This is a genomic window from Microlunatus sp. Gsoil 973, assembly GCF_009707365.1.
GTDB lineage: Bacteria > Actinomycetota > Actinomycetes > Propionibacteriales > Propionibacteriaceae > Microlunatus.
The window spans coordinates 2,371,490-2,394,679 of the sequence record NZ_CP046122.1 but is presented as its reverse complement, the minus strand read 5'-3'; the positions used below and the strand labels follow the sequence as shown (position 1 = coordinate 2,394,679).

Genomic DNA, 23,190 nt, shown 5'->3' with positions numbered 1-23,190 from the left:
TCACCGCTGAGCCGAGTTGTCAAGAACGGTCATTCGTTTTTATCCTCGGGTGTGCCCAAAGTCACCGAGCAGTACCGCAACGACCGCCGCGCCGAGATCACCGCAGCGGCGGCCCGATGCTTCGCAACCCGGGGTGTGCACCGGACGTCGATGTCCGACATCATCAACGAGTCGGGTCTGTCCGCCGGTGCGATCTACAACCACTTCCGGAGCAAACAGGAGATAACGGTCTCTGTCGCCGCCACGGTGATCAAGGGCCGGCTGCTGGGTGCGGTCGAGCAGCTCGAGGCCGAGGGCGGAACAGTCGGGCCCGGCCGGCTGATCGGCCGTGCGCTGGAGGAACTCAACCAGACCTCGGTCACCGACGGACTGCCGCTGCACCGACTGGTCATCCAGCTCTGGGCCGAGGCGGTGGTCGACGAGAAGCTGCTGGCGCTGATGCAGGAGCAGATCCGGTCGATCCGGGCGAGCTTCATCCGGCCGATCAAGCGGTGGGCGCGGGAAGAGCACGGTCTGAGCGCCGCGCGGGCCGCACGGTGGTCGGAGGAGATCAGCCAGATCCTGATCGCCATGGCCAGCGGCTATGTGATCCAGCGTGCACTGTTCCCGGACTTCGATCCGAAGAAGTACGTCGCCGATGCCGAGAAGATGATCAGCGGGATCACTCCCTGATCATCGACACCGGATCCGCACCGTATGGCCGACGGGATTCACAGAGACCTCACAGCCCGAACAGGGTCGCTCCTCAACCGGACAGGCTTTCCTGGGTGACACTGCAACGTCGAACCAGGAGGCGAAATGCCCGGACAGCGATCAACACAACGGGACCGACGGAGCGGCAGCGGTCGGCTTCGCCGTGTCGGTGCCGGAATCGGTGCCGGCGTACTCGCGATCGGCCTGGTCCTCGGACCGGCTCAGGCGGCGCGAGCAGCTGATCTTGTCGACTGGTCCGGACACGGCGACCCGGGCCAGTGGTACGACAGCGACACCGCCACCAGCAGCCGCACCGGCGTTCCGGCGACAGCGGCACAGTCCCGCGGCGTCGTGCTGATCAACACCGAGCTCTACACCGGTTCCGGCGCCGCCGGTACCGGCATCGTGCTCAGCGCGTCAGGAAAGGTGGTCACCAACTACCACGTAGTCGAAGGATCGACCGCCATCGAGGTCAGCTCGCCGACGACCGGTAGGACGTACACTGCGACCGTCCTGGGAGCCGACAAGACCGCCGACGTCGCACTGCTGCAACTCAACGGTGCCTCGGGACTGGCGACCGCGGCGATCGACGACGACGCGCTGCGCGTCGGCGATGACGTGACGGCGGTCGGCAATGCCGGCGGTACCGGCGTCCTGACCCGAGCGGCCGGCGAGGTCACTGCCCTGAACCAGCAGATCACGACGCAGGCTGAGGACACGGTGTCCGGGGAGACGTTGACCGGCCTGATCCAGACCGACGCCGAGGTACAGCCCGGCGACTCCGGGGGCCCGTTGTTCGACTCCGAGAACGAGGTCACCGGCATCGATGCGGCGGCCTCCAGCGGCGGGCCGACGCAGAGCTATGCGATCCCGATCAGCACCGCCTTGGGCATCGTCGGGCAGATCCAAGCCGGCCACGAGACGGCCGGGGTGCGGATCGGTCCGCGCGCCTACCTCGGCGTCCAGGTCACCGACGCGACGTCCGGCGGAGCTGCCACGTCCGGTGGCGATGCGTGGGGCGGAAACGGCGGCTGGGGAAACCCTGATCCGTTCCAGGAATCCTTCGGCAGTCCCGCCGGCGCCGCGATTGCCGGCGTCGGGAGCGGCACGGCGGCCGAGCGGGCCGGGCTGGAGCAGGGCGACGTGATCACCCGGCTCGGAACGACCTCGATCGGCTCCGCCGCCGATCTCACCGAGGCGTTGTCCGGCCACCAGCCGGGCGACCGGATCACGGTCGGCTGGGTCGACGAAGACGGTCTGCAGCAGTCGGCCACGGTCACGCTGGGATCCAGCCCGGTGAACTGAACCGCCGGCGGTCGGGCAGGATGGCGGCATGCTGCTGTTCCCGACCACGACCGACCGGACCGGCGATGCCGCCCGCCCGGCCATCACCATCGACGGTGAGTCGATCGGCCGCGACCAGCTGTACGCAGCGTCCGCGGCCGTCGCCGCGCAGGTTGCCGAACGGGTCGACCGCACGAGCCCGGTCGCGATCCACGCCACACCATCCATCCGTACGGTCATCGGGTTCCTGGGCTGTCTGCAGGCCGGAGTCCCGGCAGTGCCCGTGCCGCCGGACGCCGGGCCGCGGGAGCGGCAGCACATCCTGACCGATTCCGGCGCCCGACTCTGGCTTGGTGACCGTCTCGATGATCTGTCCGACAGCTTGCCGACGCTGGTCGTCGATCCGACGGCAACCGGAACGCCTCCGCACGAGCCGGACCCGGACAGTACGGCGTTGATCATGTACACCTCGGGCACCACCGGGGCACCCAAGGGAGCGTTGATCCCGCGACGTGCGCTGGCCGCACAGGTCGACGGCCTGGCCCGGGCGTGGCAGTGGACGCCGGAGGACGTGCTGGTGCAGGGACTGCCGCTGTTTCACGTACACGGGTTGGTGCTCGGCCTGGTCGCCCCGCTCCGGATCGGCGGTTCGCTGATCCACACCGGGCGTCCCCGGCCCGAGCTGTACGCCGCCGCAGCGGCAGCCGGCGGATCGATGTTCTTCGGAGTCCCGACCGTGTGGAGCCGGATCGCGGCCGCGCCGGACGCCTGTCGTGCGCTCTCCGCCGCCCGGCTACTGGTCTCCGGCAGCTCCGGTCTGCCGCCGACCGTCTTCCGGGATGTGCGACAACTCGCCGGCCAGGGGCCGGTCGAACGTTACGGAATGACGGAGACGCTGATCACCCTGGCCGCTCGAGTCGATCATGAACGGCGGGCCGGCTGGGTGGGCGAACCGATCTCCGGCGTCCAGGCCCGGATCCTCGACGAGCAAGGAAACCCGGTGCCCGGCGACGGCGAGACCATCGGCGACCTGCAGGTCCGTGGCGCAACGATCTTCGACGGCTATCTCAACCGGCCGGAGGCGACCGCCGCATCCTTCACCGACGACGGGTGGTTCCGGACCGGCGACGTCGCGGCCAAGGATGGTCAGAACCAGCATCGGATCGTCGGCCGGGCGACGATGGATCTGATCAAGTCCGGCGGTTACCGGGTCGGCGCCGGTGAGATCGAGGCGGTGCTGCTGGACTACCCGGGCATCGACGAGGCCGCGGTGGTCGGCGTACCGGATCCCGATCTCGGCCAGCGGATCGTCGCCTACGTGGTCGGTGATCGGGTCGACGAGAACGACGTGATCAACTGGGTGGCCACGCAACTGTCGGTGCACAAGCGTCCGCGGGAGATCCGCCGGACCGAGCAGCTGCCGCGCAACGCCATGGGCAAGATCCAGAAGACCCTGCTGCAGTGACACGCCGGATGACCGGTTCGATCGTTCCGCAGACGTTTCGGGACCAGCCTCGCTGGTGGACCGAGGGCACGGCGTGGTTGGACTCGCTGCCACAACGGATCCGTCGGCAGTGTGAGATGTGGGACCTGACCCCGGACGGGACGCCGTGGCACGGAAGCAATGCCCTGGCACTACCGGTCCGTCGCCAGGGTGAGCCGTACGTGCTCCGGCTCGCGCCGCCGGACGAGCGTACCCGCGACGAGTTGGCCGCACTGGACTTCTGGAACGGCCGCGGAACCGTGCGGCAGTACGCGGCAGACCCGGAGGCCGGCGCGTCATTGTTGGAACGGTTGGACGGCGACCGGACACTTCGCCAGGTTGATCTCGAACCGGCGGCAGAGATTCTCGGCCAGATCATGGGCAGGCTTGCGGTACCGGTCGATGATCATGACGTACCGAGCACGAACCTGATCATCAGCCGACGACTGGACGAGCTGGAACGCGATTGGACCGAAACCGGCAGACCCTTCGACCGGGCGGTGCTGACCGACGCCGTCATGGCGGGGCGGTCACTGACCGGCGTCGGTGACGATGTCGCGGTCAACGGCGATCTCCATCATGATCAGGTCCTTGCCGGGACCCGCGAGCCGTGGCTGGTCGTCGACCCGATGCTGCTCCGCGGTGACATCGGTTACGACCTGGCGCGCAGCCTGTGGTGGCGGCTGGACGAGATGCCCGATGACCGCACGATCATCGCCCAGCTTGTCATCATCGGCGACGCCGCCGGCCTGTCGCGTGACCATGCCAGGACGGCAGTGATCTTCCGGACCGTCGACTACTGGTTGTGGGGGCTGCGCAACGGGCTGACCGAGGATCCGGTCCGCTGTGCTCGGCTGATCGCGGCTGTCCGCTGACGTTGCGCTGCAGCGGCAGCAAGCCTGGCGGGTCACATTCGTCGCTGCCGCCGACCGATTCGTTGTCCACAGGGAGCGACCCGGCCGGCCCAGCGGACGACCGAGATCAGTCATGATCACCCGTTATGACGCATTCTGCTCGGCCTGGTCCCCGTCGCCGGCCCGACCCCGATCCCGTCCCACCCCTGCAACGTCCTGAGGAGGCGCCGCCTGTCCGCAACGACGAGGACGTCCGGCGTCGGTGGCGTTCCCTGCTGGGCGACGGCGGGTTCCAGCGGACAACACTGTGGATCGTCTGGTACGACGCCGACGGCCGCCAACTCCCGGTTGTCGTGCCGATCGATGATCTTCCGCAGGCACTCGAGCCGGCGGCGCTGCAGAACCTGATGATCATCCTGGCTGAACCGGCATCGATGGGTGCGGCGAGTGTCGCCCTGGCGTTGAGCCGGCCCGGCCCGGGGAGCGTCACCGCGGCCGACCGGCAGCGTGCCAACGCCATACTGGCGGCCGTGGACCGGGCGCGCCGGCAGAAGGCGTTCGACCTGAGGGTGTGGCCGATCCATCTGGCGACGGCGAACTCGGTGCGCGTGTTGTCGGTTGACGATCTTGTCTGAACCCAACAGCGTCCAGGGTCAGCCGACGACGACTCGAGTGAGCACCGGCAGATGATCGGAAGCGACCGGTTGGTTGCGCCAGCCCCGGGTCTGGGTCGACCTGACGCTCGGGGTTTCGAAGATCATGTCGATGCGCTTGGCCGGGGCTTCCGACGGGTAGGTGCTGTCCGGTCCCTGTCCCGCCGCGATCCAGGCGTCGTCGAACGCCGTGGAGAGGGTCTTGATCTCCGGTGCATCCGGGGTGGCGTTCATATCCCCGACGAGGATTGCGGGATCCTGGTCGCCGATCAGATCGACGATCTGGGATGCCTGTTGCAGGCGGTCGGTCTGTGAACTGGCCGCCAGATGTGTGCAGTAGAAGTCCACCGAGGCACCGCGGACGTCGAGTCGGGCATGAAGGAGCCCTCGCTGCTCCTGGCCGGGCGTGTTGTAGAGGTAGGTGTTGTCCCAGGACGTGATGGCGTACCGGGAGAGGATCGCGGTGCCGTACTGGATCCGGTCGGTGCTGCCGACCGGAGGGTCCTGGTCGATGTTCGCGCCGAAGACCACGTGCCAGCCCAACAGCGCGGCCAGTTCCGCGGGCTGGTCAGCCCACTCGCTGCGGTCGGAGTAGTGACGATCGACCTCCTGCAATCCGACCACGTCGGCGCCGCTGTTCCGGATCACGTCGGCGATCCGGGCGACGTCCAGAACGCCGTCGGTTCCTTCGGCGTGGTGGATGTTGAAGCTCATCACGTCGAAGACTCGTGTCGACGACGCTGCGGCGTTCGCTGTGCCAGTCATGGTCGCTGTGGTCATCACCGTCAGCATGGCAGTGGTGAGGGCGAGTGCCGAGAACAATCTGCGAAACATCTGCGTTCCTTCCGGGGAATGGACTCGGGATCGAATCAGGGGATGGGGTCCGGGGGACGGATTGGGCCGTCGGATGGTCAGTCGGATGATCAGTTGATCACCAGTTCGTAGGACGGTTGCCTGCCGTGCCCGGTGATGACGATCCGGTCCTGGTGGACGTTGGCAACCGCAAAGGCGTTGGTCGTCGACTGCACCACCGCATTGAGGGTCAGGACATGGACGTCGCGGTAGAGGCCGTACCCACCGGCATGCTGGTGGCCGCCGAACCAGACTTTCAGTGCATCGAAGCCGGCCAGCCAATCCAGGAGTTCATGATCATCGAGCAGGTTGTCGTGATGATCGGGGAAGACCGGATGGTGGGCGAAGATCGCGGCGCGCAGGCCGTCGGCTGCCGCCTGTTCCAGCTGGTCGGCCAGCCAGCTTCGCTGCGCCCGGCCGATCGTGCCGTTCCAGGGGTTGGCGTTGCGCCGTCCCTGGCTCTTCACGCGCGCCAGCAGTTCCTCACCCTCGGACGCCTCGGTGCTGCCGGGCGGGTGCGCGATGACGCCGACCTCATTGGTGTCCAGGACCAGGAACCGCCATCCCGGCTGAGCGATCGCGTAGTAGGCAGCCTGCATTCCGTACGCCTTGATCAACGCAGCCGAATCGCTCCGCCCTGTCGGTGACCACGACGAGGCGAAGTCATGGTTGCCGAGCACCTGGTGGACGGGTGCGACCGAACCCGCCATGATCTCCAGCACCGGTGTCGCGTTCTCCAGATCGTGATCGACCAGGTCGCCCAGATGGACGACGAAGGCAAGATCATGTCGGTTGAACTCCGCGACGGCCTTCTGCAACTTGCTGATCGACGCCCGGAAATGACGATCGAGCCCCTCGTGGGTGTCGTCGTCGGCGTACTGGACGTCGGCCAACAGGCCGAAGCTGAAGATCGGATCGGTCACCGTCCGAGTCTCACGGAGATCGACCGATCCGGGCAAGGGTTGACACGAGGCGGTTGGAGAAAGTTGTCGATGAACACCGAGGCCGAACGCACCGGCGCGGGCGCCGGCAGCTTCGCACCGCTTGCTCGACGGCGCACCGCTTGCTCGACGGCGCACCGCTTGCTCGACGGCGCACCGCTTGCTCGACGGCGCACCGCTTGCTCGACGGCGCACCGCTTGCTCGACGGCGCACCGCTTGCTTGACGCCGCACCGCTTGCTTGACGCCGCACCGCTTGCTCGACGGCGCACCGCTTGCTCGACGGCGCACCGCTTGCTCGACGGCGCACCCGTTGCAGCTGGTGCGGGGCCGACCAACTGGTGCGGGGCCGACCAACTGGTGCGTGGCCGACCAACTGGTGCGGGGCCGACCAACTGCTGCGGCACTGGCGTCAGCGGCTTCCGCGTACGGCCGTGGCTTCGCACCGCCTGCTCGACGACGCGCCCCTTGCTCGATCCCGCACCACCTGCTCGGCGGCGCACCCGTTGCAGCCGGTGCGGCGCCGGCGAACTGGTGCGGCGCCGGCGAACTGGTGCGGCGCCGACCAACTGGTGCGGGGAACCGGCGTCGGCGGCTCCGCGTACGGCCGTGGCTTCGCACCGCTTGCTCGACGACGCGCCCCTTGCCCGATCCCGCACCACCTACTCGGCGGCGCACCCGTTGCAGCTGGTGCGGGGCCGACCAACTGGTGCGGCGCCTGGCGAACTGGTGCGGGGCCGACCAACTGGTGCGGGGGCGGGCGAACTGGTGCGGGGGCGGGCGAACTGGTGCGGGGCCGGCGAACTGGTGCGGGGCCGAGGAAGTGGTGCGGGCGGGGAACTGGCGCAGGGAGGGGACGGGCAACTGGTGCGGGGACTACTTGCCGATCGCGGCGTTCGCCTTCTGTTCGGCCTCGGCCAGACCGGATTTGACCGGGGTACGGCCCAGGAAGATCTCCTTGAGGATCGGATCGTACGCGTCGGAGGATCCGCTGCCCCCGGTGCCGCGTGGTGCCTGGATCGTTTTGCCCGCGGCGGCGTCGACGAACGGCTGAACGTCGACGTTCTTGGCCTTCCAGAAGTCCACCCAGGACGACTGGGCCGTGGTCACCGCCGGCAGCGCCGAGCCGGACTCGCCGATGAACTTGTTGCCGTCGGCAGACCCGAGCCAGGTCAGCAGCTTCTTCACCGCGTCGGCGCTCTTGGTGGCGGCACTCGCGGCCACGATCACTCCGCTGGCAACCCCGAAGCTGCCCGCCGCCCCGGCCGGGTTCCGCGCGATGGCCCAGTCGAACTTGGCACCGTCGGCGACGTTGGCCAGGTTGTAGGTGCCGGACTGGAAGATCGCCATGTGACCCTGCAGGAACTGGTCGCGGCTGAAGTCGCCGTTGTCGTTCGTGTCGGCCGCGGACGGCGCGACGTGGTGCTTGTTGATCAGGTCGACGATGTAGCTGAACGCCTCGACGGTCTTCGGGTCGCTGCCGAAGACGAACTTGTTCGATCCGTCGGCCTGCCACCGTCCGCCGTTGGACCCGATGAATGGGAAGTAGATCGCCTGTAGGTCGTAGGCGGCGTTGTAGCCGTAGGTCTTGATCTTCTTCGGATCGAAGCCCGGATCGGCCGCAGTCTTGCCGTTGCTGTCAACGGTCAGTTGCCGGAGCGCCGGCAGCAGCGTGTCACCGGAACCGCCGCCCGGCCGCCACCGCAGCTTGCCGATCCCGGACAGCAGCCGCGGGTTGCTGTCGGACAGGATCGACTTGTTGTAGAAGATGCCGTTGGCATCGGCGATCTGCGGCACACCCCAGAGCTTGTCCTGGTAGGTGTACTGCTGGACGACCGACTTCTGCCAGGCGTCGTCCACAGCGCCCAGCAGAGTGCCGACGTCGCTGATCTTGCCGGCGTCGGCGTACTGCTGGTAGTTCAGCGAGTTGGTCCAGAACAGGTCGTCGATGGTGCCGCTCCCGACATCGACCGGCAGTTGGTCCCAGTAGTTCTGCCACGGAACGAGATTGATCTTGACCGTGATGTCCGGGTTCTGCTTGGTGAACTCGGCGAAGGACGTCTCGTACGCCTTGGCGACCTGATCGTCCCAGAGCCGGAAGCCGATGGTCGTCTTGGCCGCTCCGGTGCTCCCGCCGCCGCTCGTGTTCTGCTCCCGTTGCTGATTGGGTGAGCAGGCCGCGAGCACTGCGCCGCCCGCGCCGGCACCGAGCAGTGCCAGGGCCTTCCGTCGGCTGAAGGACGTGGAATCAGTCATCGTTTCCTACCTTTGTGACCAGAAGTGCTTGCCAGGGATGGGGACGTGGTGCCCGGACGGGCCGTGGTGCCGGGGAGTGCCCCGAGTGTCGCATGGGGCCCATCCGACGCTTCACTTGAATCCGCCGATCGAGATCGAGTTGACGATCTGGCGTTGGAAGATCAAATAGATCACGATCAGCGGGAGCAGGGCGACGCTGGTGGCGGCCATCACCAACGTCCAGTTGCCGTTGTACTGGCTCTGCAGGCCGGCCGTCGCGACCGTCAGCACGGCCCAGTCCGGTCCGGAGGTGATCACCCGCGGCCACAGGAAGTTGTTCCAGTGACTGACGACGGTGATCACAGTCAGGGTTGCGATTATCGGTCGCGAATAAGGGATGACCACGTACCAGAGCACCCGCAGCGTGCCGCAACCGTCGATTAGGGCGGCCGCCTCCAGATCATCGGGGACGCCCCGGAAGTATTCACGGAGCAGGAAGATCGCGTACGGCGAGCCGAACAGTGTGGGCAGCACCAGGGCCCAGAAGGTGTTCCGCAGCCCGGCGGCGGTGAACATCCCGTACAGCGGGACGATGGTGGTCACCGCCGGGATCATCATCGTTGCCAGATAGGCCCAGAAGATGATGTCCCGACCCGGGAAGCTGACCCGGGCGAACGCGTACGCGGCCAGGATGGAACAGCTCAGCTGGACGACCAGGATCACAACGGTCATCTGCACCGTGACGGCGATCGGTGAGATGAAGTTGTGCTGGGCGCCGAACAGTTCCCCGAAGTTCTGCCAGGACAGTGGTGCGGGCAGACTCAGCGTCGAGGTGTTGGAGAACTGTTCCGGCGTCTTGAGTGCCGTGACGAAGCTCAACAAGAACGGCGTCACGATGATCAGCGCACCGAAGATCAGCAGTGCGTAGATGATCAGAGCCGAGCCCGTCCGTCGGAACGGGTTGCGCGATCGGGTCAGCGTCCGGGCGGTCGCCATCAGCTCGCCACCTCGTAGGTGATCCGACGGCGGAAGTAGACCTGCTGCAGCACGGTGACCACGATCAGCCCGATCATCAGCAGCACCGACAGCGCCGACGCCTTGCCCAGATCCAGGTCCTCGAAGGCCAGCGAGTAGATCCGGTGGGCGATCACGTCGGTCCGACCTGGCGCACCCGGGCCGCCGCCGGTCATCGCGTACACCGTGTCGAAGACCTGGAAGGAGGAGATGATGCTGGTGGCCAGCACGAAGAAGGTCGTCGGACGCAGCAGCGGCATGGTGATCCGCCAGAAGACCCCGATCTCTCCGGCGCCGTCCACGCGGGCCGCGTCCTGGATGTCGGCGGGTACCCCGCTGAGCCCGGCGAGATAGAACAGCGCGACATAGCCCGTCTGGGTCCAGACGCTGACGAAGGAGACCGCGGGCAGCGCCAGGGTGAAGCTCGTCAACCACTCGATCCGGGTACCGATGATGGCGTTCAGCAGGCCGCCGGTGGGTGCGAAGACCCATTTCCACACCACGCCCAGCGTGAGCGGCGCGCAGATCCAGGGCAGCGCGAAGATCACTCGGAACACCGGCGTCCCGGGCAGCCGCTTGGACAACAGCACCGCCAGCCCGAGGCCGAGCAGTGTCTGGGCGGGGATGACCAGCAGCGTGTACTGGGCAGTCACCAGGAACGAGTGCCAGACGTCGGGATCGGTGAGGACCGACAGATAGTTCTGCGGGCCCAGCCACTTCGGCGGGGAGATGATGTTCCAGGACTCGAAGCTGACCGCGACCGCAACCAGGACCGGCACGATGAGGAAGAGCCCGATCCCGATCAGGCTGGGAGCCAGCAACCCGTAACTGACGGCTGCCCGTCGCAGCGTACGGCTCCGGCTGGTCATCCCTGGTTGGTTCCCGTCTCGTTCGTGGTCGGGTGGCAGGAATATCTAACCCGATCCGAACCTGAACGCCGCGGACCCCGATGCCGGTCGGTGTCGGTTCGGTACAGCTCCGGTCAAGCATCCCGTCTAGTGAAATTCTTCTGAAATTCTGAATCAGAAGAAACTTTTTGACCTCGCGCGCGGTCACCCGGCTGGTCGCTGGACTGCGGCCCGGCTCTCCGGAGCGGCGGATAGGTCTTTGGGGGAGGTATCTGGCACGCTGAGTGGGATGTGGCGCTCCGGCCGTAGGGTCGGTCCCGGCCGGCGGACAACACCGTGCGTCCGGGGTCTGTCAGGTACGCTCACGTGCGAGCGTCGCAGCCGTCGCCATTCGAAGATCGGGACTGACCAGGGAGCTAGCTATACCGATGTCAACACCGTCGTCCACCCATGCGGACTATCGGGTCAGCCAACTCGACCAGCTCGAGGCTGAGTCCATCCACATCTTCCGGGAGGCTGCGGCGGAGTTCGAGAAGCCGGTGCTGATGTTCTCCGGCGGCAAGGACTCCATCGTCATGATGCGGCTGGCCGAGAAGGCGTTCTTCCCGGCGAAGCTGCCCTTTCCGGTGCTTCAGGTCGACACCGGCTATGACTTCCCCGAGGTGCTGGCAACCCGTGACAACTGGGTCAACCGGCTGGGCGTGCGACTTGTCATCGCTTCTGTCGAAGACGCGATCAAGAATGGCATCGTGGTCGACGACGGCAGGACCAGCCGCAACCGGCTGCAGATCGGAACCCTGCTCAACGTCATCGAGGAGGAGGGCTTCACGGCGGCCTTCGGCGGTGGCCGGCGCGACGAGGAGAAGGCTCGCGCCAAGGAGCGCATCTACTCCCACCGCGACGAGTTCGGCCAGTGGGATCCGAAGAACCAGCGTCCGGAACTCTGGGCGCTCTACAACGGCCGGTTGCACGAGGGCGAGCACATGCGCGTCTTCCCGCTGTCCAACTGGACCGAACTCGACATCTGGAACTACATCGCGAGGGAACAGATCGAGATCCCGGCGATCTACTTCGCCCACCGCCGCCGGGTCATTCCGCGCGATGGCATGCTGCTCTCCGAATCCGACCACGTGCAGCCGCGGGAAGGCGAGACCGTCGAGGAACGGCTGGTCCGCTTCCGCACCGTCGGCGACATGACGCTGACCGGTTGCGTCGAGTCCGATGCCGACACGCTCGAGAAGATCATCGCCGAGATCGCCATCGCCCGGGTGACCGAACGCGGCGCCACCCGCGGCGACGATCGATTCTCCGAGGCTGCGATGGAGGACCGGAAGAAGGAAGGCTACTTCTGATGACCAGCGCCAACCAGAACACGCCGGTTGTCCAGCGTGATGCGGACCTGCTGCGGTTCGCCACCGCCGGATCGGTCGATGACGGCAAGTCGACGCTGATCGGTCGCCTGCTGCTGGACTCCAAGGCGATCTTCGAGGATCAGCTGGAGGCCGTCGAGGCGACCAGTCAGTCCCGCGGCTACGACTACACCGACCTGGCGCTGCTCACCGACGGGCTGCGGTCGGAGCGGGAGCAGGGCATCACCATCGACGTCGCCTACCGCTACTTCGCGACACCGCGACGCAAGTTCATCATCGCCGACACGCCCGGTCACGTTCAGTACACCCGGAACATGGTCACCGGCGCATCCACCGCCGATCTCGGCCTGGTCCTGGTCGACGCCCGGCAGGGCCTGACCGAGCAGTCCCGGCGGCACGCGGTCCTGCTGTCGCTGCTCCGGGTGCCGCACCTGGTGCTGGCGGTCAACAAGATGGACCTGGTCGACTACGACCAGAAGACCTTCGAGAAGATCGATGAGGAGTTCACCACCTTCGCCAGCCGGCTGAACATCCCCGACCTGCAGGTCATCCCGATCTCGGCGCTGCAGGGCGACAACGTGGTGACCCGTTCGGACAAGATGCCGTGGTACGAGGGCCCGTCGCTGATCCACCACCTGGAGCATCTGCACATCGCCTCGGACCGGGAACTGCGCGACGTCCGGTTCCCGGTGCAGTACGTGATCCGGCCCAAGTCCGACCAGTTCCACGACTACAGGGGTTACGCGGGCCAGGTGGCCGGCGGCGTCCTGAAGCCGGGTGACGAGGTGATGGTGCTGCCCAGCGGCATGACTTCGACGATCGAGGCGATCGACATGTTCGACCAGCAGATCGACGAGGCGTTCGCGCCGATGTCGGTGGTGGTGCGGCTGTCCGACGACATCGACGTGTCGCGCGGCGACATGATCTGCCGCACCAAGAACATGCCGGAGCAGACCCAGGACGTCGACGCGATGGTGTGCTGGATGACCACCGCTCCGTTGCGTCCCAGGGCGAAACTGGCGATCAAGCACACCACCAGGACGGCGCGGGCGCTGGTGAAGAACGTCCAGTACCGGTTGGACGTCAACACCCTGCATCGGGACCAGACGATCGGGGAGCTGGGACTGAACGAGATCGGCCGGGTGCAGCTGCGGGTCACCCAGCCGCTGATGGTCGACCCCTACGAACGTAACCGCACCACCGGCTCGTTCATCCTGATCGACGAGGCGACCGGTGTTACCGTCGGCGCGGGCATGATCAACGGCTGACCCCCTTCCTTTTGTCGGCGGTCGGCCGGGGTACTGCATCAGGAGCTGGACCAGACGTACGGCGCGAGGAGGCGGTGTGGCGGTCGAACCGGAGCTTCGGGGCAAGTACGCGGCACTGGCCGCGGATGCGCGGGTTGATCTGGAGGCCGCTCAGCCGGAGGAGATCCTGGCCTGGGCGCTGGGCACCTTCGAGGATCGGATGTGTCTGACGTCCTCGATGGAGAGCGCGGTGCTGATCGACATGGCGGCCCGGATCCGGCCCGGGACGGATGTGGTGTTCCTGGATACGGGCTATCACTTTGCCGAGACGGTGGCGACGTTGGACCGGGTCCGGGAGCGTTACCCGGTCAATGTCCGGGTGATCGAACCGCGGCAGTCGGTGGCCGAGCAGGACGTACTCTTCGGTGCCCGGCTGCACGACCGCGACCCGGATGCCTGCTGCACGCTGCGGAAGGTCGAGCCGTTGCGGCGGGCGTTGCAGCCCTACGTCGCCTGGGCGTCCGGGATCCGGCGTGACGAGACGCTGAGCCGGCGGACGATCGGGGTCGTCGATTGGGACGACAACCGGGGCATGGTCAAGATCAACCCGCTGGCGGCCTGGACCCAGGAGCAGGTCGACCGGTATGTCGCCGAGCACGACGTGATCACCCATCCGTTGCTTGCCCAGGGGTATCCGTCGATCGGTTGTGCCCCGTGCACTCGGAAGGTGCGGCCGGGGGAGTCGCCGCGGGCCGGCCGCTGGGCCGGATCCGGCAAGGACGAATGCGGCCTCCACCTGGACGAGCCGTCGACCGGACCCGGCGTCGGCAGCACCTCGCTGAATCTGACCGGCGGCAGCTTCATCAGCCTGCCGAAGGACCAGTAGCAGCTCCTGGCCGGCGGCCGAAGTCGCCGGTCTGCTGACCTCGGAATCGCAACCCCGGCCGCTGTGCAGGAGCGGTCTGTCGCCGTACCGTGTCGGTATGGGGGCTGAGCGGGATCGGCTCGCCGACGTCGCCCGTGCTGCAGTCGAAGCGGGCGACTGGACGCGAGCCCGCCGCGCCTTCGAATCGCTGGTCGAGCGGGACGCGACCGCGGAGGCGCTGCTGGGGCTGGGAGACACGTTGTGGTGGCTCGGCGAGACGGCGAATGCGATCCGCAACCTGGAGCGGGCCTACCGGCTCGAACTGCGCCGTCGCCGCATCCGGAAGGTCCCGGTACAGGGTCAACAGGATTCCGTGACGCCCTGCAGCGCTACGCACTGTCCGGTTGTTATGCCAACTTCCTGATGGATGAAGGGCCGGAAGCCGCGCGAGCCTGCTATGGCGCCAACGCCGACCGGTTGGCCGAGCTGAAGGCGCGATACGACCCCGACAATGTGTTCCGGCGCAACCAGAACGTCCCGCCGATGAAGCGTGGCTGACGCTAGAGGACGTGCGCCAGGTACCAGTCCCAGGTGCGGGCCAGGCCCTCGTCGAGTTCGACCGTCGGACTGAAGCCCAGTTCGGCCTTGGCCAGGTCGTAACTGGCGAAGTTGCGGTTCACCTCGCCGGGACGGGGCGGCCGGAACTCGATCGGATGATCGGGCTTGCCGACCACCCGGCGGCAGGCATCGGCCAGCTGGGTCACGGTGGTCTCCACACCGCTGGCCAGGTGGTAGACGCTGCCCGCCGGTACGTCGGCGGTCAGGCCGAGTTGGATGCCGGCGCAGATGTCGTCGACGTACAGGTAGTCGCGAGACGCCTTGCCGTCGCCGTAGATGACCAGTGGTTCCCCGGAGTGCAGGGCCTTGAAGAAGACGGTGATCGCGCCGCCCTTGTGCCCGCTGTAGGGACCGTAGACGTTGGCGAAGCGGGTCGAGACGGTGTGCAGCCCGTAGGACTTGGCGAAGGCGTGGCCGTAGGCCTCGCCGACCATCTTGCTGGCGCCGTACGGGGAGATCGGACGGGGCACCGACCGCTCGTCGACCGGCGGCGTGGCGTCGCCGATCAACGCACCGCCGGTGGAGGAGAAGACCAGCCTTCCGACACCCGCCCGTCGGGCCTGATCCAGCACGGTGAAGGTGCCGATGGCGTTGGTGGAGAAGTTCGCTGCCGGATCGGCCACCGACTGGACGACCGAACCGGAGGCGGCCAGGTGGGCGACCGCGTCGATGCCGGTCAACGCGTCGGCCACCACCTCCGGTGTTCGGATGTCACCGGCGACGAACTCCACGTCGAGGCCGTCGAGATACTCCTTGCGCCCGGTGACGAGGAGATCGACGACCCGTACGCTCCAGCCGTCGCCCAGGAGCCGGCGTACCAGGTTGGCTCCGATGAATCCGGCACCGCCGGTGACCAGGATCCGGCGGCCGGCGCCCACCCCGCTGTTGTCGGTCACTTGGCGTTCGGCTCTCCGGGCTTTTGGTGGTGGGTCCAGGTGGATCGGGCGGGGATCTTGTCCAGGTCGCAGCGGTCGCGGTATTTGCGGGCGATCTCGGTGACTTCCTGGAGCAGGCCGTCGGCCAGGGTGATCGGGTCAAGGCCGAGGTTGAGCAGTTGCCGGTTCTCGACGTAGAGCTCGTTCTCCTGGTCCTCGTTGCGCGGGTTGGGCACGTATTCGATCTCGGCGCCGGTGAGCACCGAGACCAGTTTGGCCAGGTCGCTGACCCGGTGGGTTTCGGTCATCTGGTTCAGGATCTGTACCCGTTCGCCGCGTTGCGGCGGGTTGTCCACGGCCAGTTCGATACAGCGCACGGTGTCTTGAATGTTGATGAAGGCCCGGGTCTGGCCGCCGGTGCCGTGCACGGTCAACGGGTATTCCAGGGCGGCCTGCATCAGGAACCGGTTGAGCACGGTGCCGTAGTCGCCGTCGTAGTCGAACCGGTTGATCAGCCGGTCGTCCAGTTTGGTCTGGGCGGTCTGGGTGCCCCAGACGATGCCCTGGTGCAGGTCGGTGATCCGCAGCTTGTCGTTCTTGGCGTAATAGGCGAACAGCAGCTGATCCTGGGTCTTGGTCATGTGGTAGATGCTGCCCGGGTTCGGCGGGTAGAGGATCTCCTGGTCGACCAGACCTTCGGGGGTCTCCAGCTTGACCCGCAGGTAGCCCTCGGGGATCTTCATTCCGGCGGTGCCGTAGCCGTAGACGCCCATCGTGCCCAGGTGCACGATGTGGGTGTCCAGGTCGGCCTCGACCACCGCGGCCAGCAGGTTGTTGGTGGCGTTGAGGTTGTTGTTGACGGTGTAGCGCTTGTGCCAGGAGCTCTTCATCGAGTACGGCGCCGCCCGCTGTTCGGCGAAGTGGACCACCGCGTCGGGCGTGAACTCCTCCAGCAGGGACAGCAGCCGGTGGTAGTGCTGGGCGACATCGAAGCGGTAGAACGGGATCGTCGTGCCGCTGACATCCTTCCAGGCCTGCAAACGCCGGCCCAGCGGCTCGATCGGAGTCAGGGAGCTGACTTCGAGCTCGTTGTCGATGTTCCGCCGGGACAGATTGTCGACGATCACGACATCGTGTCCGCGGTCGGACAGGTGCAGGGCCGTCGGCCAGCCACAGAAGCCGTCGCCCCCCAGGATCAATACGCGCACGCCGTACCCAACTTTCGTTTCCGACTCTCGTTGCCACGTGTGTCGGCGCTGTCACCTGGTACGACCCCAACAAGGCGCAGGAAGAACTCGCGCCGCCGTCACGACACCGTGGGAGCATACCCGCGGAGCGCGCCCACAACGCAAAGCCACCCCGGCGCCGAGGCAGGGTCTGTGGCAACTCTTGGGGGTTCCTTCAGCGTCCCGCCGTCTTCGACTCGGCGTACTCGGCGGCGATGGCGTCGCCGCCCTTCTCGCGCCAGGCGGCGTACGTCTCCTGCAGGTGTGTCAGCGGCTTCCGGGCGAAGATGACGTCCAGGCGGGCGTCGCCGAGCATCTTGTTGAGCGCAGCGCCCTTGCGGCTGTAGGTGTCGGAATAGAGGCCGATGCTCGGATCGGGGACCAGGTCCTTCGTGACGCGCTGATGCCACGTGTACTGGTAGTCCACGCCTTCCTTCACCCCGGGGCCGATGATCGTCTGGGAGTCCGCGACGTACTGCACATCCATGAACTCGCGGTTTCCGCGATCGGTCAGCGTCGGCAGCCCGTCCTGGATGGTGTAGTCGATCCCCTTGACGCCGTACTTGCGCTCCAAGTGCTCACGGGAGCCGATCGGCGTGGCCAGGTAGTTGAGGACATCGAGCACCTTCCGGGTCCGCTCTTCGCCCAGACCCTTTTTGATCACCGTCAAACCCTGGAAGCCGGTACCGGAGAAGTGCCTGGCGTCGCCGCCGCCTTCGGCCTTCGGTTCGACGACCAGTCCGAGTTTCGCTGTCGCCTCGGGTCCGCCACCCAACTCTCGTACGAAGAGATCCCAGCCGGCGTATCCGTCACTGGTCAATGCCAGTCGGCCGGCGAAGAACAGCTCCCGGATCCGCGTGTACTCCAATGACGATGAGTCCGGATGGAACAGGCCCTTCCTGACCATCTCCGCAGTCCGGGCCACGGCTTCGGTACTGCGTTCGTCACCGAACGAGCTGACGAACTTTCCACCTTCCTCGCTCCAGTTGTTCGGTGCTCCCAACATCATCTGCAGATGGGTCACCATGTTGGTCGGGTTGCCGAAGGCCCAGCGCTGGGCCTTGGCGTCGGTCACCGCCGTGAGCAGTTCGAGGAAGTCGTCGTAGCTGCCCGGCTGGGGGTTGGCGCCGACCTGCGTGATCAAATCCAACCGGGCGTACATGGCCGTTCCGGACAGGGCGCGGGGCTGCGGCACGGCGTACACGGTGCCGTTGGCCACGGTCGGTTTCCAGGACGCCGTGGGCAGATTGGCCAGGTAGGGGAAGTCCATGGCCTTGTCTCCGGCCAGGTAGGGGCCGAGATCGGCGAACAGCTTGTCCATGACCCGGGGCTGGTCAGGGGTCGGCAGCGGAAAGTTGCAGACGTCCGGAAGATCATTTCCGGCGATCATGGTCTGGAACTTGGTGCCGTAGTCCGACGCCGGTATGAAGCTGATCTTGAGCTGACAGCCGATGCGCTGCTGCAACCTGGCGTAGAAGGCGTTCCGGCTCGGACCGGGCGGCGTGGGCAGGAATGTCGTGTACATGATCGAGATCGAGTCCAGCCCTTCGGCCGGTGACTTGTCGAAGGCCGGTCGAGGGTCTCTGGGATAGGTGTAGTAGCCGGGCATCAGTACCTGGTCGCCCCGCAGGTCGGGCTCGACCAGGTCGACCGGCGCGTACGTCGGCAGTGTCGCCACGACGTTGCGGGCGGCGGTGTTGGTCTTGGTGGTCGGATCCGTGCAGCCGGCCAGGCCGCCGCCGGCGATCGCTGCGGTCGCGAGGGCGCCGGCGGATCCCAGGAACCGGCGCCGGGAGAATTCTTGGTGGGAGACGGGAGAGGTGGTGATCACGGGGGACGTCATGGGCGGGCACTTCCTTGTGTCGCTGGCGCCGCGTGGGGTCAGCGCCTGGTGGTGCGGATGTCGTCCGGCCACCCCAGCTGGAAGCCGAGGGTGTCGATGAGCAGCTGCTGGAAGTCGGCCAGCAGCTTGGCATCGTTGCGGACAGCCCGCGGTGGATCGCCGGTGCGGATGGCGTACCCGGCCAGTGCCCCGGCGGCTTCGCCGATGTTCCACTCGACCGGGTGCAGCCGGTAGCAGCCGTTGGTGATATGCGTGGTGCCGATGTTCTTGTTCCCGGCCAGCAGGTTCTCCATGCGTCGAGGAATCAGCGCACCGAGGGGGGATCTGGAACGGATAGTTCGACACGTCGATATAGGTCCGACCCGGTCCGGATCCGGTGGCGCTGCTGCTGGGATGCAGGTCGATCCGGTAGGAGCCGACGCCGACCGAGTCGTTGAAGATCACCGAGCCGTCAGGTAGCCCGGATGCCTGCCTCGCCTCGACTCCGACATGTTCCTCCAGGACCGTGAACTCGGCCAGGATGCGCCGGGACTCCCGGATGTAGGGCCGGAGCGCGAGATCATCACTGCTGCCCAGCAGATCCCCGCGGGGACGCAATCCGGGGTATCCGGCGCCACCGTCGAGCCGGGGCGCCTCGGTCTGCATCCAGTGCAGGAAGGACAGGCTCTGCTGCCGGGAGGCTTCGAGGTGACGATCACGGACGGCCTCATCGACGCCGAGGATGGGGCCGTCCATGTAGTCGATCTGCGGCCAGTTCACCAGGGTGACGTCGCTGGCGTACCGGCCGGGGCGGTGATGCCGCACGGTGAAGATCCGGCGGTAGTGCCAGAAATCGTTCGACACCGCGCCGCAGTAGGAGTCCGGGCGAGCGAAGATCTCGCGGTGGCGCGGTTCCAGGGAGATCGGGTCGACGTCGTCCCAGCCGAGCAACGGGCGGGGCCAGAAGTCGGGCTGGTAGCTGCGCCAGTAGTCGTACGTCTCCGGTCGGTCGATGGTGAAGTCGCCGTCCGGCTGGTAATCCAGAGCGAAGCACCAGGTGAATGACTGTTGATCGAGAGGTTGCGCCGGTCCTTCGACGGCGTGCAGCTCGCCCGTCTCGGTGCGGCTCTCCGAACCGATGACATGTTCCACCCCGGCCAACGGGAGCAGGTCACCGAGCTCGGTGGCGTCGATCACGTACGCCGCGGTGATCGTGGTTTCGAGTCCCGATCGGTGATCGCGGAGCGTGACTGCGCTGACCCGGTCTCCATCGGCCGAGGCGGCGACCGGCCGATGCCGGGTCAGCACAGTGAGCCGGGCATCGGACCGGTAGGGGGCCAGAAGTTCGTCGATCACGGCGACCGCCACCCGCGGCTCGTGGCAGAGCCGGCTGACACCGCCACCCCCGGGGTTGAGCAGCGGATCGGCCGCCGCTTCCTCGGTGAGCGGATAGTTGCGGACGTAGTAGCTGCGGATCCGGTTCCGGAGGTCGTGATAGCTGGCAGTCGCTCCCTGTTCGGCGATCCACGGATGCTCATCCGGGGGGGACGGCCTGTGAGGTGAGCTGCCCGCCAAGCCATTCCGAGTCCTCGGTCAGCACCACTCGGCAGTCGGTCCGGAGAGCGGCCAGCGCGGCGGCGACACCACCGAGTCCACCGCCGACCACCAGCACGTCGGTCCGTCGTTCCTGCGGTTGGTTCGCCATGCAGCTCGTGTCCTCCGTGATAAAACGTTTTACGTAATGCGCTCAAACTAGCCAGGGAGGTAGGCTGCGTCAAGACCCCGCCAGAGGGGATCCGAGCGCGGCACACGCGTCGGATCCCGCGAAAGGACCCCCGTTGGCAAGACCGCGCCGTGAGCCCCGGCGGGTATCGCAGGCCGATGTCGCGCGCCGTGCGGATGTGTCGACCGGGATCGTGTCATCGGTGATCAACGGCCGGGACTACGGTTCCATCCGGGTCAGTGAGGCAACCCGACAGCGGGTCTGGGCCGCCGTCCGGGAACTCGGCTACGTGCCCAATCTGGCGGCACGCAACCTGGCCCGGGGCACCAATCGGCTGATCGGGGTCTTCACCTATCAGCCGGTCTTTCCCTACGAGAGCAGGGATTTCTACCACGACTTCCTGACCGGTGTCGAGGAGGCGGCCGAGCAACTGGGCTACAACCTGCTGATGATCACCGGCGCCCGGAACGATCAAGGACACAGGTCGGTCTACGCCGGCGGCGTCAACAACCTGCAGCTGGCCGACGGCGCGGTGCTGGTCGGGGCCGGTGAGGACGTCGACGAGCTCACCCGGATGACGCAGGAGGGCTACCCGTTCGTCTACATCGGACAGCGACGCCCGGCCGGCGTGGATCTGTCCTTCGTCGCAGCCGACTACCGAGGTGGCACCAGCGCCATCGTCCGTCGGCTGCACGCTCTCGGACACCGGCGGATCGCGTTGGTCCAGGTCGCCGGCGAGGCCGAGCCCGTCCCGGCGCGACGTCCGGGCTTCCTGGACGCATGTCGAGAACTGGGAATAGCCGAGGACCACCGTCCGCGATACTCGCTCGGCGGACACCGCGGCGACACCGACAGGGCGCAGCCGGTCGACGGTCCCACGGAATTGATCACCGAACTGCAGCGGACGGGATGCACTGCGGTGGTCGCCGAACGAAGCGCCGACGCGAGCCTCATCCGGGATGCAGCGGTCAACGCCGGACTTGAGGTCCCCCGGGATCTGTCGCTGGTGTCGCTCGCCGTCCCGCCGTTGCCCAGCGAGCAGACCGGCCTTGCCCAGTTGGAGATCCCGCGACGGGAGATGGGCCGGCAGGCCGTCTCGATCCTGCTGGAGTTGTTGCAGCCCGGTGCCCGCACGCCGATCCGGGTCACCCTGCCGTGCGGCCTGCAGGAGGGCAAAACCCTGGCGCGGCCGCGTTCATCGCTGCACTAACCTCGGTTCGGTGACGCTGACTGTCGAGGACGCCCTGGCTCCGTTGCCCGAGACCTATCACCAGCTGTACCGACAGGTGCTCGCCGTCTGCGAGCCCGATGAACGGATCCGAGGGCTCTGGCTGTCCGGATCGCTCGCCCGCGGCAACGCAGACGGCGGTTCCGACCTCGATCTGCTGCTCGCGGTCGACGACGACGCCTACGAAACGTTCGCCGCCGAGTGGCAGGAGTGGCTGGCGACGGCAACCCCGACCTTGCTCGCCAAGCGGATCCCGGCGGCCGCGGTTCTGATCGTCACCTCGCTCACTCCACAGATGTGTCGACTCGATGTGGTCGCCGAGCGGGTGGGTGCGCTGGCAGATTCCCCGTTCCGAACGAGGGTCGCGGTCTTCGACCGCGACGGTCTGAACGCCGGCATCCCGGACCAGGTGGACGGTCCCGGTCCGGATCGGGACAAGATCAACAACCTGGTCTCGGAGTTCTGGCGGGTCCAGTCGATCTCCCCGGCCATGATCAACGACCGTAAGGACTTCCTAGTGGCTCGATCCGGGGTCGACCTGGCCGCACGGCTGCTGCTCGACCTTCTCATCGAAAGCAATCAGCCACTGCCGCCGATGGGCGCGAAAAGGTTCAACAGCCAACTGACCGAGGAGCAGCGCAGGATCCTGCAGGCCGTGCCTGCATACCGGGCGGACCCGGAAAGTCTGGTGGCAGCAGGGCTGTGGCTCTGCGATGCGATGGCGACCCACGGCCGGGCCGCTGTCGAACGCGTCGGAGCCCAGTATCCGGAGGAGCTGGCGGCCGCGGTACAGGACCATCTGGCCCGCACCATCGGCCGCTCATGATCAAGGTGCGATGATCATGGCAGCCAACCGTTGGGTCGGGGTGACCATCGACTGCACCGATCCGCACCGACTGGCTTCCTTCTGGGGTACGCTCCTCGGGCTCGCCACCGATGAGGATCCGCTGCCCGGGTGGGCACGGATCGGTCGCCAGGATGCGCTGCCGGAGATCAGCTTCCAACCGGTTTCCGAACCCAGGAAGGGCAAAGTGCGGTTGCATCTCGACGTCTCGGTGGACGACATCGATCGCGGAATCGCCCGGGTGATCGAACTGGGTGGATCGCCGACCGGCGAGCGCCATGACTACGACGAGGGCGTCGTGGTGATCATGCGCGATCCGGAGGGCAACGAGTTCTGCCTCGTCCAGTACTACTGAGCTCGCCATGGACGCACCGGACCAACAGCTCACGAACGCTGCACGATACTGGAAGCTCACCCTCGGCGAGCGACTCGCCGGTGGAACGCGGTCCGCTGTGTACGCAGCCACAGATCGTCTCGGTCGTGATCTGGTGGTCAAGGTGCCGCAGGCGCGCGCCG

The 23,190-nt window shown here is 66.9% G+C and carries 23 protein-coding genes and 1 pseudogene; 13 read left to right on the top strand and 11 right to left on the bottom strand.

Going from position 1 to position 23,190, the window contains the following annotated elements:
* Positions 1-51 precede the first annotated feature (51 nt).
* From GJV80_RS11235 to GJV80_RS11215, 5 genes are all read left to right on the top strand, one after another.
* The gene (locus GJV80_RS11235; protein ID WP_195909303.1) at positions 52-672 is read left to right on the top strand and encodes a TetR/AcrR family transcriptional regulator; all 621 of its coding nucleotides are present in this window, start codon (positions 52-54) and stop codon (positions 670-672) included.
* Between the two features lie 126 nt (positions 673-798).
* Positions 799-1,998, top strand: coding sequence for a S1C family serine protease (locus tag GJV80_RS11230; RefSeq protein WP_154687965.1), 1,200 nt, complete (start codon positions 799-801; stop codon positions 1,996-1,998).
* A gap of 28 nt (positions 1,999-2,026) precedes the next feature.
* Positions 2,027-3,442, top strand: coding sequence for an acyl-CoA synthetase (locus GJV80_RS11225; protein ID WP_154687964.1), 1,416 nt, complete (start codon positions 2,027-2,029; stop codon positions 3,440-3,442).
* Positions 3,439-4,335 carry an aminoglycoside phosphotransferase family protein gene (locus GJV80_RS11220; protein WP_230208359.1) on the top strand — a complete coding sequence of 299 codons (897 nt, stop codon included), beginning with the start codon at positions 3,439-3,441 and terminating at the stop codon, positions 4,333-4,335. The genes GJV80_RS11225 and GJV80_RS11220 overlap by 4 nt, the downstream gene beginning before the upstream one ends.
* Positions 4,336-4,460: 125 nt before the next feature.
* A complete protein-coding gene (locus tag GJV80_RS11215; RefSeq protein ID WP_154687963.1) occupies positions 4,461-4,949 on the top strand; it encodes a hypothetical protein in 489 nt (162 codons plus the stop codon).
* Positions 4,950-4,967: 18 nt separating this feature from the next.
* On the opposite strand, the gene GJV80_RS11210 is transcribed toward GJV80_RS11215, so the two are convergent.
* The 5 genes from GJV80_RS11210 to GJV80_RS11190 all read right to left on the bottom strand — a co-directional run bounded on the left by GJV80_RS11210 (position 4,968) and on the right by GJV80_RS11190 (position 10,877).
* Positions 4,968-5,801 (bottom strand): endonuclease/exonuclease/phosphatase family protein, encoded by an 834-nt coding sequence (locus tag GJV80_RS11210; protein ID WP_154687962.1) that lies wholly within the window; start codon positions 5,799-5,801, stop codon positions 4,968-4,970.
* 89 nt (positions 5,802-5,890) lie between these two features.
* Positions 5,891-6,742 carry a metallophosphoesterase gene (locus GJV80_RS11205; RefSeq protein ID WP_195909302.1) on the bottom strand — a complete coding sequence of 284 codons (852 nt, stop codon included), beginning with the start codon at positions 6,740-6,742 and terminating at the stop codon, positions 5,891-5,893.
* Positions 6,743-7,635: 893 nt separating this feature from the next.
* Complete coding sequence (locus tag GJV80_RS11200) at positions 7,636-9,015, bottom strand: sugar ABC transporter substrate-binding protein (RefSeq protein ID WP_154687960.1); 1,380 nt, start codon at positions 9,013-9,015, stop codon at positions 7,636-7,638.
* A gap of 111 nt (positions 9,016-9,126) precedes the next feature.
* Positions 9,127-9,990, bottom strand: coding sequence for a carbohydrate ABC transporter permease (locus GJV80_RS11195; protein WP_154687959.1), 864 nt, complete (start codon positions 9,988-9,990; stop codon positions 9,127-9,129).
* Positions 9,990-10,877 carry a carbohydrate ABC transporter permease gene (locus GJV80_RS11190; protein ID WP_154687958.1) on the bottom strand — a complete coding sequence of 296 codons (888 nt, stop codon included), beginning with the start codon at positions 10,875-10,877 and terminating at the stop codon, positions 9,990-9,992. Before GJV80_RS11190 ends, GJV80_RS11195 begins: the two co-directional genes overlap by 1 nt.
* A 407-nt stretch (positions 10,878-11,284) precedes the next feature.
* On the opposite strand from GJV80_RS11190, the gene cysD reads away from it, so the two are divergent.
* The 5 genes from cysD (at position 11,285) to GJV80_RS11165 (ending at position 14,896) form a co-directional block, all read left to right on the top strand.
* A complete protein-coding gene (cysD, locus tag GJV80_RS11185) occupies positions 11,285-12,208 on the top strand; it encodes a sulfate adenylyltransferase subunit CysD (RefSeq protein ID WP_154687957.1) in 924 nt (307 codons plus the stop codon).
* Positions 12,208-13,494, top strand: a complete 1,287-nt coding sequence (gene cysN / locus GJV80_RS11180; protein ID WP_154687956.1) for a sulfate adenylyltransferase subunit CysN — start codon at positions 12,208-12,210, stop codon at positions 13,492-13,494. Before cysD ends, cysN begins: the two co-directional genes overlap by 1 nt.
* A gap of 76 nt (positions 13,495-13,570) precedes the next feature.
* Entirely contained in the window at positions 13,571-14,359 is a 789-nt protein-coding gene (locus tag GJV80_RS11175) for a phosphoadenylyl-sulfate reductase (RefSeq protein ID WP_154687955.1), read from the top strand.
* A gap of 97 nt (positions 14,360-14,456) precedes the next feature.
* On the top strand, positions 14,457-14,762 hold the full coding sequence (locus GJV80_RS11170; protein WP_154687954.1) for a tol-pal system YbgF family protein: 306 nt from the start codon (positions 14,457-14,459) through the stop codon (positions 14,760-14,762).
* Entirely contained in the window at positions 14,762-14,896 is a 135-nt protein-coding gene (locus tag GJV80_RS11165) for a BBE domain-containing protein (protein ID WP_154687953.1), read from the top strand. The genes GJV80_RS11170 and GJV80_RS11165 overlap by 1 nt, the downstream gene beginning before the upstream one ends.
* 2 nt (positions 14,897-14,898) lie before the next feature.
* On the opposite strand, the gene GJV80_RS11160 is transcribed toward GJV80_RS11165, so the two are convergent.
* From GJV80_RS11160 to GJV80_RS24545, 6 genes and pseudogenes are all read right to left on the bottom strand, one after another.
* Positions 14,899-15,852, bottom strand: coding sequence for an NAD-dependent epimerase/dehydratase family protein (locus GJV80_RS11160; RefSeq protein ID WP_230208358.1), 954 nt, complete (start codon positions 15,850-15,852; stop codon positions 14,899-14,901).
* Positions 15,849-17,039, bottom strand: a complete 1,191-nt coding sequence (locus tag GJV80_RS11155) for an NAD-dependent epimerase/dehydratase family protein (RefSeq protein WP_154687952.1) — start codon at positions 17,037-17,039, stop codon at positions 15,849-15,851. The genes GJV80_RS11160 and GJV80_RS11155 overlap by 4 nt, the downstream gene beginning before the upstream one ends.
* 193 nt (positions 17,040-17,232) lie before the next feature.
* Positions 17,233-18,582 carry an extracellular solute-binding protein gene (locus GJV80_RS11150; protein ID WP_230208398.1) on the bottom strand — a complete coding sequence of 450 codons (1,350 nt, stop codon included), beginning with the start codon at positions 18,580-18,582 and terminating at the stop codon, positions 17,233-17,235.
* Positions 18,583-18,938: 356 nt separating this feature from the next.
* Positions 18,939-19,193 carry an FAD-dependent oxidoreductase gene (locus tag GJV80_RS24550; RefSeq protein WP_255455576.1) on the bottom strand — a complete coding sequence of 85 codons (255 nt, stop codon included), beginning with the start codon at positions 19,191-19,193 and terminating at the stop codon, positions 18,939-18,941.
* An 88-nt stretch (positions 19,194-19,281) separates the two neighbouring features.
* A pseudogene (locus tag GJV80_RS11145) lies at positions 19,282-20,454 on the bottom strand (FAD-dependent oxidoreductase); the annotation flags it as partial.
* Positions 20,414-20,584, bottom strand: coding sequence for an FAD-dependent oxidoreductase (locus GJV80_RS24545; RefSeq protein WP_255455563.1), 171 nt, complete (start codon positions 20,582-20,584; stop codon positions 20,414-20,416). The gene GJV80_RS24545 and the pseudogene GJV80_RS11145, both read right to left, overlap by 41 nt.
* Positions 20,585-20,717: 133 nt before the next feature.
* Here GJV80_RS24545 and GJV80_RS11140 point away from each other — a divergent pair, with 133 nt between their 5' ends.
* Genes GJV80_RS11140 through GJV80_RS11130 form a run of 3 tightly spaced genes read left to right on the top strand, consistent with a single transcriptional unit; the run spans position 20,718 to position 23,029 of the window.
* Complete coding sequence (locus GJV80_RS11140; RefSeq protein WP_154687950.1) at positions 20,718-21,812, top strand: LacI family DNA-binding transcriptional regulator; 1,095 nt, start codon at positions 20,718-20,720, stop codon at positions 21,810-21,812.
* Positions 21,813-21,822: 10 nt separating this feature from the next.
* Positions 21,823-22,656, top strand: coding sequence for a nucleotidyltransferase domain-containing protein (locus GJV80_RS11135; RefSeq protein WP_195909301.1), 834 nt, complete (start codon positions 21,823-21,825; stop codon positions 22,654-22,656).
* Positions 22,657-22,672: 16 nt separating this feature from the next.
* Complete coding sequence (locus GJV80_RS11130; protein ID WP_154687948.1) at positions 22,673-23,029, top strand: VOC family protein; 357 nt, start codon at positions 22,673-22,675, stop codon at positions 23,027-23,029.
* Positions 23,030-23,190: the final 161 nt, after the last annotated feature.